The sequence below is a fragment of the Moritella sp. Urea-trap-13 genome, from assembly GCF_002836355.1.
Taxonomy (GTDB): Bacteria; Pseudomonadota; Gammaproteobacteria; order Enterobacterales; family Moritellaceae; genus Moritella.
The window spans coordinates 772,251-789,934 of the sequence record NZ_PJCA01000031.1 but is presented as its reverse complement, the minus strand read 5'-3'; the positions used below and the strand labels follow the sequence as shown (position 1 = coordinate 789,934).

The following is a 17,684-nucleotide window of genomic DNA, read 5'->3' as shown; positions in this document are numbered from 1 at the left end:
AAAACTTTTATGAAAGTTCTATTTCAATGTGGAATCGATAATTAACGAGTGCGTAAAATGACAATTCGATAATGTGGGTGCGGGAATAGACTAATGTAAGACTTAATGAGTAAAGTAAGCACGATTGAATCCATTCAACGCAATGTGGTACTAAGTAATTAACGCTAATACCTTAATAATCCACTGAAGTTAAATTTATCACGATAGATAGCTTTATCTCAATGGCAATAAGGCATAACTGTAAAATATATTTGAAATTAATGGTTTAATAGACAATTTTCGCAGCCGAAAAGGGTGAACAGGTTAATTAAGATTATATACATTGATTAATAATTTATGAAAAGTGTTCAAATAGCAGGGTAAATATAAAAAATAGTTGGATTCCAAGGCATAACTGCATAAACTAATTGGCTTGTTGTTTTGTAATACTTTTGTAATCTAAACAGGTTTGATAAAATTTTATGTCTGATAAATATAAACCGTACGACCTTTCTTTCAAAAAAACGTTTTTACTACCTAAGTTTTGGCCTGTGTGGTTTGGTGTTTTTACAATATACTTATTAGCTTTTATGCCAGTGAAACCACGCGATAAATTTGCCCGGTTTATTGCGAGTCAATTATTTAATCTAAAAACGATGGCCAAGCGTAAGAAGGTAGCAAAGATCAATTTGTCGATGTGCTTTCCTGAGATGGATGATGCAGAGCAAGACCGTATTATCATGGTCAACCTAGTTACTTTTTGTCAAACAATCTTAAGTTATGCAGAACCGAGTGCCCGTAGTCGTGCCTATAATCGTAATCGTATGATTGTTCATGGTGGCGAGAATTTGTTCCCATTACTTGAACAAGGTAAAGCTTGTATCTTATTAGTGCCACACAGTTTTGCGATTGATTTTGCAGGCTTACACATCGCTTCTTATGGCGCGCCATTTTGTACTATGTTTAATAATTCTGATAATGAACTGTTTGATTGGTTGATGACACGCCAACGCGCTATGTTTGGTGGCACTGTTTATCATCGTAAGGCAGGGTTAGGGGCTTTGGTTAAATCACTTAAAAGTGGTGAAAGCTGTTATTACTTACCTGATGAAGACCATGGACCGAAGCGTAGTGTGTTCGCACCTTTATTTGCTACACAAAAAGCCACATTACCTGTGATGGGAAAATTGGCGGAAAAAACAAATGCTGTGGTTGTTCCTGTATATGCCGCTTATAATGAGAAATTGGGTAAATTTGAAACCTTCATTCGCCCACCGATGCAAAATTTCCCATCTGAAAGCCCAGAACAAGACGCGGTCATGATGAATAAAGAGATTGAAGCCTTGATTGAATGTGGTGTTGATCAATATATGTGGACGCTAAGATTGTTAAGAACTCGTCCGGATGGTAAAAAAATCTATTAAATGCTGCTCTAAACACCATAGACTTAACTGGATATGGTGTTTACCTGCTCTTTAATACCCCTTAATTGATACTGAAAATACGCATTTATGTAACATCTAACGCTGTTTTCGCCTGAATTTGCTTTGTTTTTAGTCTAAAGAGTTAAACAAACTTGATCTAGGTACAGATTCTGTCTTTCTTTGTGTAAAGCTCTCTATTTTTTTCAATCGATACTTGTTACAATTACCTTTCATATGAAAGCGATATCGCTTCAGTAAAAGCTATATCGTTTAAATAAATAAATAAATTATTTATAGTCGCATTCTCAGTTATAACAATAACTATCTCATCTAGACTATAAGTAAGAACACGAATCTTACAAGAATATAAAATATCCCAACGGAGCTATAAGAATGAAAAAGACTAAAATTGTTTGTACAATTGGTCCAAAAACTGAATCAGTAGAGAAACTTACAGAGCTTGTTAATGCAGGCATGAACGTTATGCGTTTAAACTTCTCTCATGGTAACTTTGCTGAACACTCAGTTCGTATTCAAAATATCCGTAAAGTAAGTGAAAATCTAAATAAAAAAATCGCGGTATTACTGGATACGAAAGGTCCTGAAATCCGTACGATTAAATTAGAAAATGGCGAAGATGTAATATTGACAGTCGGTCAGTCATTCACATTTACAACAGATATTAACGTTGTCGGTAATAAAGACAGTGTTGCAGTAACGTATGCTGGCTTTGCTAAAGATCTTAATCCTGGCGCAATCATTCTTGTTGATGATGGCCTGATTGAAATGAAAGTTGTGGAAACAACTGATACCGAAGTTAAGTGTACAGTACTTAATACTGGCGCACTTGGTGAAAACAAAGGTGTTAACTTACCTAACATCAGCGTAGGTCTACCTGCATTGTCTGAAAAAGATAAAGCGGATCTTGCGTTTGGTTGTGAACAAGAAGTTGATTTTGTTGCTGCGTCATTTATTCGTAAAGCGGATGATGTAAGAGAAATTCGTGAAGTATTATTTAATCACGGCGGCGAAAACATTCAGATTATTTCTAAAATTGAAAACCAAGAAGGCGTTGATAATTTCGACGAAATTCTTGCAGAATCTGACGGTATCATGGTTGCTCGTGGTGATCTAGGTGTTGAGATCCCAGTTGAAGAAGTGATCATGGCTCAGAAAATGATGATCAAAAAATGTAATAAAGCAGGTAAAGTTGTTATTACAGCAACTCAAATGCTTGATTCAATGATCAGTAACCCACGTCCAACACGTGCAGAAGCGGGCGATGTTGCCAATGCTGTACTTGATGGTACCGATGCGGTAATGCTTTCTGGCGAAACTGCTAAAGGTAAATACCCAGTTGAAGCTGTTTCTATTATGGCTAACATCTGTGAACGTACTGATAACTCAATGACTTCGGATCTAGGTGCGAACATTGTTGCTAAAAGTATGCGTATTACAGAAGCAGTATGTAAAGGTGCGGTAGAAACAACTGAAAAATTATGTGCTCCGCTAATCGTTGTTGCTACTCGTGGTGGTAAATCAGCTAAGTCAGTACGTAAGTACTTCCCGAAAGCAAATATCTTAGCGATTACAACTAACGAAAAAACAGCACAACAATTATGCCTTACTAAAGGTGTAAGCAGCTGTATCGTTGAACAGATTGATAGCACTGATGAGTTCTACCGTAAAGGTAAAGAACTTGCGCTAGCAACTGGCCTTGCTAAAGAAGGCGATATTGTGGTTATGGTTTCAGGTGCGCTTGTACCATCTGGCACAACAAACACGGCATCAGTTCACCAACTTTAAGTTGCTATATTGATATTATAAAAAAGAGAGCGTATGCTCTCTTTTTTTATATCTACATTTTATGAACAGTTCATAAAATGTGCATGAAAAGGTTAAAGAAATCGATGGATAGTGCTAAACATAAAATTGGCTTAGTCCTTTCTGGCGGCGGCGCGAAAGGGATTGCTCATCTTGGGGTATTGAAGTACCTATTAGAGCAAGATGTAAGACCGAATGTAATCGCCGGAACAAGTGCAGGCTCTATGGTTGGCGCACTTTATTGTTCTGGATTAGAAATTGATGAAATCTTACAATTTTTTATTGATGTTAAGCCCTTCTCTTGGAAGTTTACCCGCGCCCGTGCAGGTTTTATAGACCCGGCAAAGTTATATCCTGAAGTGTTAAAGTATATCCCTGAGGATAGTTTTGAGTACCTTAATCCCGAATTACGCATTGTTGCTACCAATATGTTGCTCGGCAAAGAGCATATATTTAAAGATGGCTCCGTTATTAATGCATTACTCGCGTCGGCAAGTTATCCTTTGGTTTTTTCGCCTATGATTATTGATGAGCAAGTGTATTCAGATGGTGGTATTGTCAATCATTTCCCTGTGAGTGTAATTGAAGACGACTGCGACAAAATAATTGGCGTTTATGTATCACCTATTCGTCAGGTTGAAGCTGAAGAACTCTCGAGTATCAAAGACGTGGTATTACGTGCATTTACGCTGCAGGGCAGTGGCGCTGAGTTAGAAAAGCTATCGCAATGTGATGTGCAGATTTACCCTGAGGCGTTATTGAATTACAACACCTTTGCAACCGATGAAAAATCATTACGTGAGATCTATCAGATTGGTTATGATGCGGCAAAAGAGCAACATGACAGTATCATTGAATTAAAACAAAGTATCACTAGTAGCGATGTCAAAAAGAACGTATTTAGCAAATGGTTTGGTAACAAATTCGCTAGCAACGGCGGCTAATGACCGAGGGAACACGGATTTATACACTAGGATAGTAAGTGAAAATAGCCTCGCTGTCGTTGTGTGATGGCTAATTTTAACTAACTCTTGTGTTATACTCTTTCCTATTAACTATAAATAACTTATCACGGTACACATGACTCAAATAAATAACCCGCTTCACGGCATTACTCTCGAAAACGTAATTAACAGCCTTGTTGCTAAATATGGTTGGGACGGTCTTGGATACTACATCAATGTTCGTTGTTTTACTGAAGATCCAAGTGTTAAGTCTAGCCTTAAGTTTTTACGTAAAACCCCTTGGGCACGTGATAAAGTAGAAGCGCTATATATCAAAATGGTGACTGAAGACTAAATGTCTCCACACTAACGAGCCTCTGTTTATAGTCAATGTAGTACTATAAACAGAAACTCGTTAATTCTGCATGTGATTTTAACCTCGAGTATCTTCCACTAGTCTCAAAGCAACAGTCTCAACATAACATCCGATGACATGGCACTGTTATTTTTCACATTTATCTATATGCTATGTATTTCAAACATGTGACCATATGAGCTAATTCCTGTCATGACCAAGATATACCATCATCCAGTACAAATTTATTATGAAGATACCGATCATTCAGGTGTTGTTTATCATCCTAACTTTTTAAAATACTTTGAACGTGCGCGTGAGCATGTGATTAACAGTGATTTATTGGCTACATTGTGGAATGAACGCGGTTTAGGTTTTGCGGTGTATAAAGCCAACATGACTTTTCAGGATGGCGTTGAATTTGCTGAAATTTGCGATATCCGTACTTCTTTTGTGCTCGATGGTAAATATAAAACGGTTTGGCGTCAGGAAGTATGGCGTGCGAACGCGACTAAGCCAGCCGTTATCGGCGATATTGAAATGGTGTGTTTAGACAAAGAAAAACGCTTACAGCCTATTCCAGATGACGTATTAGCCGCAATGATAGGGGCATAATATCTTGCAGTGAACGTGCTTAATGACGGGTGAAATACAAGTCAATTACCCGCTTTTTAGCCGTTTTTTAGGCGTAAGCGCAAAGCTATAAAGAGATGTTTGTTGGTTTTATATGACCAGTTGTCACAATATTATCATCGTAAACCTATGCTGTGATTGCTTATGACAGGATTAAATAGCGTTTTTAGCCATGTTTATATCTGAGCATTTATTCTATAAATCCTTAATTTAGCCGAAATTAAAACAGTTATGTAATTGAGTGTAAATTTTTGCCTGTTTATAACTAAATAAAAATGTATAAATTTAGCCTTAAAATGAGATGTCATACAAATTTAAGCTTAATTATTTGTGATAGTTTTATATTTAATATAAGCAAAAATTAGTTGGAAGATGAGCTAATATAGTGAAAATGTAGTGAAATGATGACTAAAATTCTTAAAATGGCAGATTGGCATAACGGCTAATTTGTTATATTCAGTTATTTCCTGGTCTGACTTGTCTGAGTAGTAGGTCGAATCGCTTGTTTGTAGTGGTTTTTAAAGCTGTGTATATTATTACCAATATATATTTAAGGTATTTTGGCTTTGGCTGTACATTCCATGCTGAGTATCGAAATAAAATTTGAAACAATTAACTCTACCGAACTTATTTTGTGTGACATGAAATGACGGTAGATTTTTTTCGCACTTTAAGAGTACACTTGTACGCTCAGTTTTAACTTTGAGTACCAGTGAATATTTTAATGAGTAATGTTTTTAGTGCAATAAAGATCCTTTAGGAGCAATAACACAATGGCTAAAAAGAACACCACATCGGTTAAGCACGCCAAGGATGTGTTAAGTAGTGATGATCAGCAGTTAAATTCTCGCTTGCAAGAATGCCCGATTGCAATCATCGGTATGGCATCGGTTTTTGCTGACGCTAAAAATCTGGATCAATTCTGGGATAACATTGTCGACTCTGTGGACGCTATTATTGATGTGCCTAGCGATCGCTGGAACATTGACGACCATTACTCGGCAGATAAAAAAGCAGCAGACAAGACATACTGCAAACGCGGTGGTTTCATTCCTGAACTTGACTTTGACCCAATGGAGTTTGGTTTACCGCCAAATATCCTCGAGTTAACTGACATCGCTCAACTGTTGTCATTAATTGTTGCACGTGATGTATTAAGTGATGCTGGCATTGGCAGTGATTATGACCATGATAAAATTGGTATCACGCTAGGTGTTGGTGGTGGTCAGAAACAAATTTCGCCATTAACGTCGCGCCTACAAGGTCCAGTATTAGAGAAAGTATTAAAAGCCGCAGGTATTGATGAAGATGATCGTGGCATGATCATCGAGAAATTCAAAAAAGCTTACATCGGCTGGGAAGAGAACTCATTCCCGGGCATGCTAGGTAACGTTATTGCTGGTCGTATCGCTAATCGTTTTGATTTTGGTGGTACTAACTGTGTGGTTGATGCGGCATGCGCCGGCTCCCTTGCAGCAGTTAAAATGGCGATCTCAGACTTATTAGAATACCGCTCTGAAGTAATGATCTCGGGTGGCGTATGTTGTGATAACTCGCCATTCATGTATATGTCATTCTCAAAAACCCCCGCATTTACCACTAACGATGATATTCGTCCGTTTGATGACGACTCAAAAGGTATGCTGGTTGGTGAAGGTATCGGCATGATGGCGTTTAAGCGTTTAGAAGATGCTGAACGTGATGGCGACCGAATCTATTCTGTATTAAAAGGAATTGGCACGTCTTCTGACGGTCGTTTCAAATCTATTTATGCACCACGCCCAGATGGTCAAGCGAAGGCGCTTAAACGTGCTTATGAAGATGCTGGTTTTGCACCTGAAACATGTGGTCTAATTGAAGGCCATGGTACGGGTACTAAAGCTGGTGATGCCGCGGAATTTGCCGGTTTAACCAAACACTTTGGCGCTGCCAGTGATGAGAAACAGCATATCGCCTTAGGCTCAGTTAAATCACAAATTGGTCATACTAAATCTGCGGCTGGCTCTGCGGGCATGATCAAGGCCGCATTAGCACTACATCATAAAATTCTACCTGCCACGATTCATATCGATAAGCCAAGCGAAGCCTTGGATATCAAAAATAGCCCGTTATACCTAAACAGCGAAACGCGTCCTTGGATGCCACGTGAAGATGGTATTCCACGTCGTGCTGGTATTAGCTCATTTGGTTTTGGTGGTACTAACTTCCACATTATTCTAGAAGAGTACCGTCCGAGCCATGATAACGCTTATCGCTTAAACTCAGTGAACCAAACTGTGTTGATCTCTGCAAACGATCAACAAGGTATTATTGCCGAGTTAAATAATTGGCGTAGTAAGTTGGCAGTAGATGCCGACCATCAAGCATTTGTGTTTAACGACTTAGTGACAACGTGGCCATTAAAAACCCCATCAGTTAATCAAGCTCGTTTAGGTTTTGTTGCGCGTAATGCCAACGAAGCGATTGCGATGATTGATACGGCATTAAAACAATTTAACGCGAATACAGATAAAACGACATGGTCAGTGCCTACCGGGGTTTACTATCGTCAAGCCGGTATTGATGCAACGGGTAAAGTCGTGGCGCTATTCTCTGGACAAGGTTCGCAATATGTGAACATGGGCCGAGAATTAACCTGTAATTTCCCAAGCATGATGCACAGTGCAGCGGCAATGGATAAAGAATTCAGCGCGGCTGGCTTAGGTCAGTTGTCTGCCGTTACTTTTCCAATCCCTGTTTACACTGATGCCGAGCGTAAGTTACAAGAAGAGCAACTCCGTTTAACTCAACATGCACAACCTGCGATTGGTAGCTTGAGTGTTGGCCTGTTCAAAACTTTCCAACAAGCTGGCTTTAAGGCTGACTTTACTGCTGGTCATAGTTTCGGTGAGTTAACCGCATTATGGGCTGCTGATGTATTAAGCGAAAGCGATTACATGATGCTAGCACGTAGTCGTGGTCAAGCCATGGCAGCGCCAGAGCAACAAGATTTTGATGCGGGTAAGATGGCCGCTGTCGTAGGCGACCCACAGCAAGTAGCAGTAATCATAGCTACAATTGATGATGTCTCTATTGCTAACTACAATTCTAACAACCAAGTCGTTATTGCCGGTACTACTGCACAGGTTGCTGTTGCAGTTACTGCCTTGAGTAATGCTGGTTTCAAAGTTGTGCCACTGCCTGTATCAGCTGCCTTCCATACTCCATTGGTTGGTCATGCCCAAAAACCATTTGCTAAAGCGGTTGATAGCGCTAAATTTAAAGCGCCGAGCATACCTGTATTTGCTAATGGCACAGGTTTAGTGCATTCAACTAAACCAAATGAAATTAAGAAAAACTTGAAAAAGCATATGCTGGAGTCTGTCCATTTCAATCAAGAAATTGACAATATCTATGCAGATGGCGGTCGCGTATTTATCGAATTTGGACCGAAGAATGTATTAACTAAACTGGTTGAAAATATTCTCGATGATAAATCTGATGCTGTTGCGATTGCAGTGAATGCCAATCCAAAACAACCTGCGGATGTACAAATGCGTCAAGCTGCTCTGCAAATGGCAGTACTTGGTGTCGCATTAGGCAATATTGACCCGTACGATGCAGTTAAGCGCCCATTAATCGCGCCGAAAGCATCGCCTATGTTGATGAAACTCACTGGTGCAGCGTATGTGAGCCCGAAAACTAAAAAAGCGTTTGCAGATGCACTAACCGATGGTTGGACTGTGAAACAAGCTAAAGCGGCTCCAGTTGCAGTACCACAGCCGCAAGTGATTGAGACTATTGTTGAAAAGATAGTTGAAGTAGAACGCATTGTCGAAGTAGAACGTATCGTTGAAGTTGAAAAAATTGTCTACGTTAATGCTGACGGCTCTCCAGTTGTAACAAGTACTAGCGTTAACAATGCAGACGTAAATAGCGCTGATGCTGACCTCGTTGCTTCAATCGAACGTAGTGTCGGTCAGTTTGTTGCCCACCAGCAGCAATTATTGAACGTACATGAGCAGTTTATGCAGGGTCCTCAAGACTATGCTAAAACAGTGCAGAGCGTACTTGCTGCGCAAACTAACAATGAATTACCTGAAAGTTTAGACCGTACTCTGTCTATGTATAACGAGTTCCAATCTGAAACTTTACGTGTACATGAAACTTATCTGAACAATCAGACTAGTAATATGAATACAATGCTTACAGATAATGGACGTAACGACATCGTTGCATCAGCGCCGCAAACGATCACACTCGCTCGCTCGCCAGCAACATCGGCGGCGGTTAATGATAGTGTGGTAAAACCTGCTGTTACTCATAATGTAACTCATACCGCTAGCAATGCGGCTGTTGCTGTACAGACTGTGGCATTAGCGCCTACGCCGGTGATCGCACCTGTTGTCGCTTCACCAGCCCCTGTGTTAGCTGCGGTTGTTGCTGAACAAGTTGCAACAATTGTTGTTCCTGAGGTTGTTATTCAAGCGGCTATCGATATCAGCACAATTAGTAAAGTGATGTTAGACGTAGTTGCTGATAAAACTGGTTATCCAACTGATATGCTTGAACTGAGCATGGATATGGAAGCTGACCTAGGCATTGATTCTATCAAACGAGTGGAAATTTTAGGTTCTGTACAGGAGTTGATCCCTGATCTTCCTGAACTTAACCCTGAAGGCCTTGCTGAATTGCGTACCTTGGGTGAAATTGTCGATTACATGAAATCCAAAGCGCAAGCTGTGGCATCTACATCTACATCTACAACTACAACTACAACTACAGCAAGCGCACCTTCGCAAACAAATAGTGCTCCTGTTGTAACTGCTGGCATCGACTTAACCTACATCCAAAACGTGATGTTGGAAGTGGTTGCAGATAAAACCGGTTATCCGACTGACATGCTAGAACTTGGCATGGACATGGAAGCCGACTTAGGTATTGATTCAATCAAACGTGTGGAAATCTTAGGTGCAGTGCAGGAGATCATTACTGATTTACCTGAGCTAAACCCAGAAGACCTAGCTGAACTACGTACTCTAGGTGAAATTGTTAGTTACATGCAGAGTAAAGCACCTGCGGTAGCTGCTGTTGTAGAAAATACACCTGCAGTTGCAAGCTCAGCACCGTCTATCGATTTAAACCACATCCAAACAGTGATGATGGATGTAGTTGCAGATAAGACCGGTTATCCAACCGACATGCTAGAACTTGGCATGGACATGGAAGCCGACTTAGGTATTGATTCAATCAAACGTGTGGAAATCTTAGGTGCAGTGCAGGAGATCATTACTGATTTACCTGAGCTAAACCCAGAAGACCTAGCTGAACTACGTACTCTAGGTGAAATTGTTAGTTACATGCAGAGTAAAGCACCTGCGGTAGCTGCTGTTGTAGAAAATACACCTGCAGTTGCAAGCTCAGCACCGTCTATCGATTTAAACCACATCCAAACAGTGATGATGGATGTAGTTGCAGATAAGACCGGTTATCCAACCGACATGCTAGAACTTGGCATGGACATGGAAGCCGACTTAGGTATTGATTCAATCAAACGTGTGGAAATCTTAGGTGCAGTGCAGGAGATCATTACTGATTTACCTGAGCTAAACCCAGAAGACCTAGCTGAACTACGTACTCTAGGTGAAATTGTTAGTTACATGCAGAGTAAAGCACCTGCGGTAGCTGCTGTTGTAGAAAATACACCTGCAGTTGCAAGCTCAGCACCGTCTATCGATTTAAACCACATCCAAACAGTGATGATGGATGTAGTTGCAGATAAGACCGGTTATCCAACCGACATGCTAGAACTTGGCATGGACATGGAAGCCGACTTAGGTATTGATTCAATCAAACGTGTGGAAATCTTAGGTGCAGTGCAGGAGATCATTACTGATTTACCTGAGCTAAACCCAGAAGACCTAGCTGAACTACGTACTCTAGGTGAAATTGTTAGTTACATGCAGAGTAAAGCACCTGCGGTAGCTGCTGTTGTAGAAAATACACCTGCAGTTGCAAGCTCAGCACCGTCTATCGATTTAAACCACATCCAAACAGTGATGATGGATGTAGTTGCAGATAAGACCGGTTATCCAACCGACATGCTAGAACTTGGCATGGACATGGAAGCCGACTTAGGTATTGATTCAATCAAACGTGTGGAAATCTTAGGTGCAGTGCAGGAGATCATTACTGATTTACCTGAGCTAAACCCAGAAGACCTAGCTGAACTACGTACGTTAGGCGAAATCGTTAGCTACATGCAGAGCAAGGCTCCAGTAATGGAGACTGTGACAGCAACAGATGTTGTAGCTGATGTTGTAGTTATAAGCTCAGCACCGTCTATCGATTTAAACCACATTCAAACAGTGATGATGGATGTAGTTGCAGATAAGACCGGTTATCCAACCGACATGCTAGAACTTGGCATGGACATGGAAGCCGACTTAGGTATCGATTCAATCAAACGTGTTGAAATCTTAGGTGCAGTGCAGGAGATCATTACTGACTTACCTGAGCTAAACCCAGAAGATCTTGCTGAACTACGTACGTTAGGCGAAATCGTTAGCTACATGCAGAGCAAGGCTCCAGTAGCGGAGACTGTGACAGCAACAGACGTTGTAGCTGATGTTGTAGTTATAAGCTCAGCACCGTCTATCGATTTAAACCATATCCAAACAGTAATGATGGATGTAGTTGCAGATAAGACTGGTTATCCTGCCAATATGCTAGAACTAGCAATGGACATGGAAGCTGACCTAGGTATTGATTCAATCAAGCGTGTGGAAATTTTAGGTGCAGTACAGGAGATCATTACTGATTTACCTGAACTAAACCCAGAAGATTTAGCTGAGCTGCGTACGTTAGAAGAAATTGTACTTTATATGCAAAGCAAGGCGAGTGGTGTTATTACTAACCCTGAACAAAACGCTGTGTCAGATGCATTTATGCAAAGTAATGTTGCAACCATTACGGCTGCCGCAGAACACAAAGCGGAATTTCAACCAGCGCCTAGCGCAACAGTTGCAATTTCACGTCTAAGCTCAATCAGTAAAATCAGTCAAGATTGCCAAGGTGCTAATGCCTTAATCGTGGCAGATGGTAGTGATAACGCTGTGTTACTAGCAGAACAGTTAATTCAAACTGGCTGGAATGTAACTGCATTGCAACCAAGTTGGGTCGTAGTAACGAGTGCGAAAGCATTTAATAAGTCAGTGAACCTAGTGACTCTCAATGGCGTTGATGAAACTGAAATCAACAACATTATTACTGCTAACGCGCAACTTGATGCGGTTATCTATCTGCATGCGAGTAGCGAAATCAACCATATCGAATACCCACAAGCATCTAAGCAAGGCCTAATGTTAGCCTTCTTATTAGCGAAATTGAGTAAAGTGACTCAAGCAGCTAAAGTGCGTGGTTCTTTCATGGTGGTTACTCAGCAGGGCGGCTCACTTGGCTTTAGCAATGACGTACAAGCAGACCTAGTACAGACTGATCTAGTACAAAGCGGCTTAAACGGTTTAGTTAAAACACTGTCACACGAATGGGATAACGTATTCTGTCGTGCGGTAGATATGCCAACATCATTAGCTGCAGCGCAAGTTGCCAGTCTTGTTAGTGATGAACTGCTTGATGCTGATAGCGTGTTAACTGAAGTGGGTTATCAACAAGCAGAGCAAAATGGTGTTGTCCGCATTACTTTAACCGGTGTTACGACTGACAGTTATGCACTTACTGTTGGTAATAACATTGATGCTAATTCGGTATTCTTAGTCAGTGGCGGCGCGAAAGGCGTAACAGCGCATTGCGTAGTACGTATCGCTAAAGAGTATCAAGCTAAGTTTATCTTATTAGGACGCTCAACATTCTCAAATGATGAGCCGAGCTGGGCAAAGGGTATTAACGATGAAGCGGCATTAAAGAAAGCAGCAATGCAGGTTTTGATTGCAGCAGGTGATAAACCGACACCCGTTAAGATCGTACAGTTGATAAAACCAATCCAAGCAAATCGTGAAATTGCGCAAACCTTGTCTGCAATTACCGCTGCTGGTGGCCAAGCTGAATATGTCACTGCTGATGTGACCAATGCTGCAAGCGTACAAACTGCAGTAACTCCGGCAATCACTAAGTTCGGTGCCATCACTGGCATCATTCATGGCGCTGGCGTTTTAGCTGACCAATTCATTGAGCAAAAAACACTAAGCGATTTTGAATCTGTTTACAGCACTAAAATCGATGGTTTGTTATCGCTGTTATCAGTAACTGAAGCAAGCAACATCAAGCAATTGGTATTGTTCTCGTCAGCGGCTGGTTTTTACGGTAATCCTGGTCAATCTGATTACTCGATTGCTAATGAAATCTTAAACAAAACTGCATATCGTTTTAAATCATTGCACCCACAAGCTCAAGTATTGAGTTTTAACTGGGGTCCTTGGGACGGTGGCATGGTAACGCCAGAGCTGAAGCGTATGTTTGATCAACGTGGTGTTTACATTATTCCACTTGATGCAGGTGCGCAGTTGCTACTCAATGAACTAGCCGCTAATGATAACCGTTGTCCACAAATCCTCGTGGGTAATGATTTATCTAAAGATACCGCTAGTGATCAAAAGTCTGATGAAAAGAGTACTGCTGTAAAAAAGCCACAAGTTAGTCGTTTATCAGATGCTTTAGTAATTAAAAGCATCAAAGCGACTAACAGTGACTCTTTGCTTAACAGCGGCTCTTTACCTAATAGTGATGAGTCTGAGGTTAACGACCTTATTTTTCAAGTGAACGACAATCGCTTTTTAGCTGACCACATGATCAAAGGCAATCAGGTATTACCAACGGTATGCGCGATTGCCTGGATGAGTGATGCAGCACAAGCAACTTATAGTAACCGAGACTGTGCATTGAAATATGTCGGTTTCGAAGACTATAAATTGTTTAAAGGCGTGGTTTTTGATGGTAATGAGGCGGCGGATTATCAAATCCAACTGTTTCCTGTGACTGCTGTTTCAGAACAGGAAACAGTAATCCGTATTGCCGCTAAAGTGTTTAGCTTGAAAAGTGATGGTAAACCGGTATTTCATTATGCAGCGACGATATTGTTAGCTCCTCAGCCTCTTGATGCGGTGACGGTTCAATTACCGGTATTAGCTGCAGATATTAACAATCTGGTTAGCGATGAAGCACAAGCGTTATACAGCAATGGCACCTTGTTCCACGGTGAAAGTCTGCAGGGTATTAAGCAGATATTAGCTTGTGACGACAAGGGCCTGCTATTGGCTTGTAAGATAACCGATGTTGCAGCAGCTAAGCAGGGGACATTCCCGTTAGCTGTTAACAATATTTTTGCTAATGATTTGGTTTATCAGGCGATGTTGGTCTGGGTGCGCAAGCAATTTGGCTTAGGTAGTTTACCTTCGGTGACTGCTGCTTGGACTGTGTATCGTGAAGTGGCTGTTGATGAAGTATTTTATCTGCAACTCAATGTTGTTGAACATGATCTATTGGGTTCACGCGGCAGTAAAGCCCGTTGTGATATTCAATTGATAGCTGCAGATATGCAGATACTTGCAGAAGTTAAATCAGCGCAAGTCAGTGTCAGTGACATTTTGAACGATATGTCTTAAGCCTGTTGTTAATGAGCACTAGTCATGAGTAATGAATAAATAAAAACGGTAGGCGTCATGGTCATCATGGCGTCTATTTTTCTTAATCAGTAGTGATTAAAAAATTAACAATACTAATAGCTAAAAGTGCTGAGCTTAATTTTAGATTTAAATTTAGGGCTGTCAGCGTTTTTAGCCATTACTATTCGAAATAGGATATTAAAGAGAATATGACGGAATTAGCTGTTATTGGTATGGATGCTAAATTTAGCGGACAAGACGATATTGACCGTGTGGAACGTGCTTTCTATTTAGGCGCAAGTATCGGCACTAAAGCCAGTATTGGCACCGATGGCATTGATACTGCTGAGCAAGCTAGTGCTTCGACGACAGTATTAACCTTTTTATTAAACTCGGTGGCGTTATTAGCTGAAACGAATCAGTTGAACATAGCTGATATCGCGGTATTGCTTATTGCTGATATGAGCAGTGATGTTGATAATCAGCTTGTAGCACAAGTGGCACAACAGTGTGTGAGCTGTGTTGTTATTACTGATTTAGGCCAAGCATTAAAGCAAGCAACAGATTTAGTCGATAACCAAGACTGTGCAGTGGCTGTTATTGGTATGAATAACTCGGTTAATGTACCTAGTCATGATATTGAAGCTGCGGCGACTGCAACTGCAACTGCAACAATCAGCTTTGATGAAACCTTCAATGGTTATAACAGTGTGACTGGGTTCGCTAGTTTACTTATCGCTTCAACTGCGTTTGCCAATGCTAACCAATGTTATATATATGCCAACATTAAAGGTTTCGCTCAGTCTGATTTAAGCAGCGAGCTTAATGTTGAAAATGGTGTTGAAAATAAGGCTGCAAACATTGCTAAAACTGCAAGCATCGCATTACAGCAAGCTAACATCATAGCAGAGCAGGTTGGTTTGTTAGAAGTTTCAGCAGTCGCTGATTCGGCAATCGCATTATCTGAAAGTCAGGGCTTAATGTCTGCTTATAATCATACACAAACTTTACATACAGCTTTAAGCTGTGCGCGTAGTGTGACTGGTGAAGGCGGGGGTTTCTCGCAGGTCGCAGGGTTATTAAAATGTGTGATCAGTTTGCACCAACGTTATATCCCGGCGATTAAAGATTGGCAACAGCCGAGTGATGCTCAAATGTCGCAATGGCAGCACTCACCATTTTATATGCCTGTAGATGCTCGACCTTGGTTTCCACATGTCGATGGCTCTGCACACGTTGCGGCTTATAGTTGTGTTACGCAAGGCTCTTTATCAGAACATTTATCAGAGCAGAGCTATTGCCACATTGTCTTACAAGAAAACAAGCTTCAAACTCCTGAACAAAACCATCCAGTAGCTGATATGCGCACTAATGGTTACTTTGCATCGAGCGAGTTAGCACTAGTCATAGTACAAGGTAATAGCGAAGCACAATTACGCAGTGAATTAGAAATTATTGCTGGGCAGCTAAGTATTACCGGCATAAGTACTATCGATATTAAACAGATCGCGGCTGATTGTTATGCGCATAATGATGCTGACAAGTTATACAGTGTAGTACTTATTGCCGAAACGACTGAAGAGTTAAGCAAAGAGATAACCTTGGCATTTGCTGGTATTGCTAGCGTGTTTAATGACGATGCTAAAGAATGGAAAACCCCGAAGGGCAGTTACTTTACCGCGCTTCCTGCAAACAAAGAAGCTGCTAATAAAGACGTTGTAAATAGCGGCTCTGGTAACAATGCACAGAATGGCGTTACCTTCATGTACCCTGGTATTGGCGCCACGTATGTTGGTTTAGGTCGTGATCTATTTCACCTATTCCCGCAGATTTACCAACCTGTTGCGGCTTTAGCCGATGACATTGCTGCCACTCTAAAAGATACCTTACTTAACCCTCGCAGTATTAGTCGTTATAGCTTTAAAGAACTCAAACAGTTGGATCTAGATCTACGCGGCAACTTAGCCAATATAGCCGAAGCCGGTGTGGGTTTTGCTTGCGTGTTTACCAAGGTATTTGAAGAGGTCTTTGCCGTTAAAGCCGACTTTGCTACAGGTTATAGCATGGGTGAAGTGAGTATGTATGCGGCGTTAGGCTGCTGGCAGCAACCGGGATTGATGAGTGCACGTTTAGCGCAATCGAATACCTTTAATCACCAACTTTGTGGTGAGTTAAGAACCTTGCGTCAGCATTGGGGCATGGATGATGTTGCTAACGGCACGTTTGAGCAGATCTGGGAAACGTATACCATTAAGGCGACGATTGAACAGGTCGAGATAGCGGCAGCAGATGAAGACCGAGTGTATTGCACCATTATCAATACGCCTGATAGTTTATTGTTAGCGGGTTATCCAGAAGCGTGTCAGCGAGTCATTAACAATTTAGGCGTGCGAGCGATGGCATTAAATATGGGCAACGCCATTCACAGTGCGCCAGCTTATGCCGAATATGATCATATGGTTGAGTTATATCATATGGACGTTACACAGCGCATTAATACCAAAATGTATTCAAGCTCATGTTATTTACCTATCCCGCAGCGCAGCAAAGCCATTTCACACAGTATTGCTAAATGCTTGTGTGATGTGGTGGATTTCCCTCGTTTGGTAAATACCTTACATGACAAAGGCGCGCGGGTATTTATTGAAATGGGCCCAGGTCGTTCATTATGCAGCTGGGTAGATAAGATCCTCGCTAATGGTGATAACGGAAATCAAAAGCAAAGCCAACATGTCTCTGTACCTGTGAATGCCAAAGGCACCAGTGATGAACTTACTTATATTCGTGCGATAGCTAAGTTAATTAGCCATGGCGTGAATTTGAATTTAGATAGCTTGTTTAACGGGTCAATCCTAGTTAAAGCAGGTCATATCGCAGACGCGAACTATTAATAAATACAGATAAATAGTCAACACCGATATCTAGT

Annotated in this window: 7 protein-coding genes; all 7 read left to right on the top strand. The window is 41.1% G+C overall.

Annotated features, from left to right (window positions below; translation table 11 throughout):
- Positions 1-461: 461 nt before the first annotated feature.
- The 7 genes from lpxM to CXF93_RS11395 all read left to right on the top strand — a co-directional run bounded on the left by lpxM (position 462) and on the right by CXF93_RS11395 (position 17,649).
- Positions 462-1,403 (top strand): lauroyl-Kdo(2)-lipid IV(A) myristoyltransferase, encoded by a 942-nt coding sequence (gene lpxM, locus CXF93_RS11425; RefSeq protein ID WP_101062632.1) that lies wholly within the window; start codon positions 462-464, stop codon positions 1,401-1,403.
- A 393-nt stretch (positions 1,404-1,796) separates the two neighbouring features.
- Entirely contained in the window at positions 1,797-3,209 is a 1,413-nt protein-coding gene (gene pykF / locus CXF93_RS11420) for a pyruvate kinase PykF (RefSeq protein WP_101062631.1), read from the top strand.
- Positions 3,210-3,313: 104 nt separating this feature from the next.
- On the top strand, positions 3,314-4,171 hold the full coding sequence (locus CXF93_RS11415) for a patatin-like phospholipase family protein (protein WP_101062630.1): 858 nt from the start codon (positions 3,314-3,316) through the stop codon (positions 4,169-4,171).
- 136 nt (positions 4,172-4,307) lie between these two features.
- Positions 4,308-4,526 carry a VF530 family DNA-binding protein gene (locus CXF93_RS11410; RefSeq protein WP_101062629.1) on the top strand — a complete coding sequence of 73 codons (219 nt, stop codon included), beginning with the start codon at positions 4,308-4,310 and terminating at the stop codon, positions 4,524-4,526.
- A gap of 213 nt (positions 4,527-4,739) precedes the next feature.
- On the top strand, positions 4,740-5,141 hold the full coding sequence (locus CXF93_RS11405) for a thioesterase family protein (RefSeq protein ID WP_101062628.1): 402 nt from the start codon (positions 4,740-4,742) through the stop codon (positions 5,139-5,141).
- A 791-nt stretch (positions 5,142-5,932) separates the two neighbouring features.
- Positions 5,933-14,758, top strand: a complete 8,826-nt coding sequence (locus tag CXF93_RS11400) for a type I polyketide synthase (RefSeq protein WP_101062627.1) — start codon at positions 5,933-5,935, stop codon at positions 14,756-14,758.
- Between the two features lie 209 nt (positions 14,759-14,967).
- Positions 14,968-17,649: a PfaB family protein gene (locus tag CXF93_RS11395; RefSeq protein ID WP_101062626.1), complete on the top strand. Its 2,682-nt coding sequence runs from the start codon at positions 14,968-14,970 to the stop codon at positions 17,647-17,649.
- The last annotated feature ends 35 nt before the right edge of the window (positions 17,650-17,684 follow it).

Bases quoted from the DNA above. Each gene is read 5' to 3' on its own strand.
- lpxM (WP_101062632.1), top strand. From the start codon at position 462: ATGTCTGATAAATATAAACCGTACGACCTTTCTTTCAAAAAAACGTTT.
- pykF (WP_101062631.1), top strand. From the start codon at position 1,797: ATGAAAAAGACTAAAATTGTTTGTACAATTGGTCCAAAAACTGAATCA.
- CXF93_RS11415 (WP_101062630.1), top strand. From the start codon at position 3,314: ATGGATAGTGCTAAACATAAAATTGGCTTAGTCCTTTCTGGCGGCGGC.
- CXF93_RS11410 (WP_101062629.1), top strand. From the start codon at position 4,308: ATGACTCAAATAAATAACCCGCTTCACGGCATTACTCTCGAAAACGTA.
- CXF93_RS11405 (WP_101062628.1), top strand. From the start codon at position 4,740: ATGACCAAGATATACCATCATCCAGTACAAATTTATTATGAAGATACC.
- CXF93_RS11400 (WP_101062627.1), top strand. From the start codon at position 5,933: ATGGCTAAAAAGAACACCACATCGGTTAAGCACGCCAAGGATGTGTTA.
- CXF93_RS11395 (WP_101062626.1), top strand. From the start codon at position 14,968: ATGACGGAATTAGCTGTTATTGGTATGGATGCTAAATTTAGCGGACAA.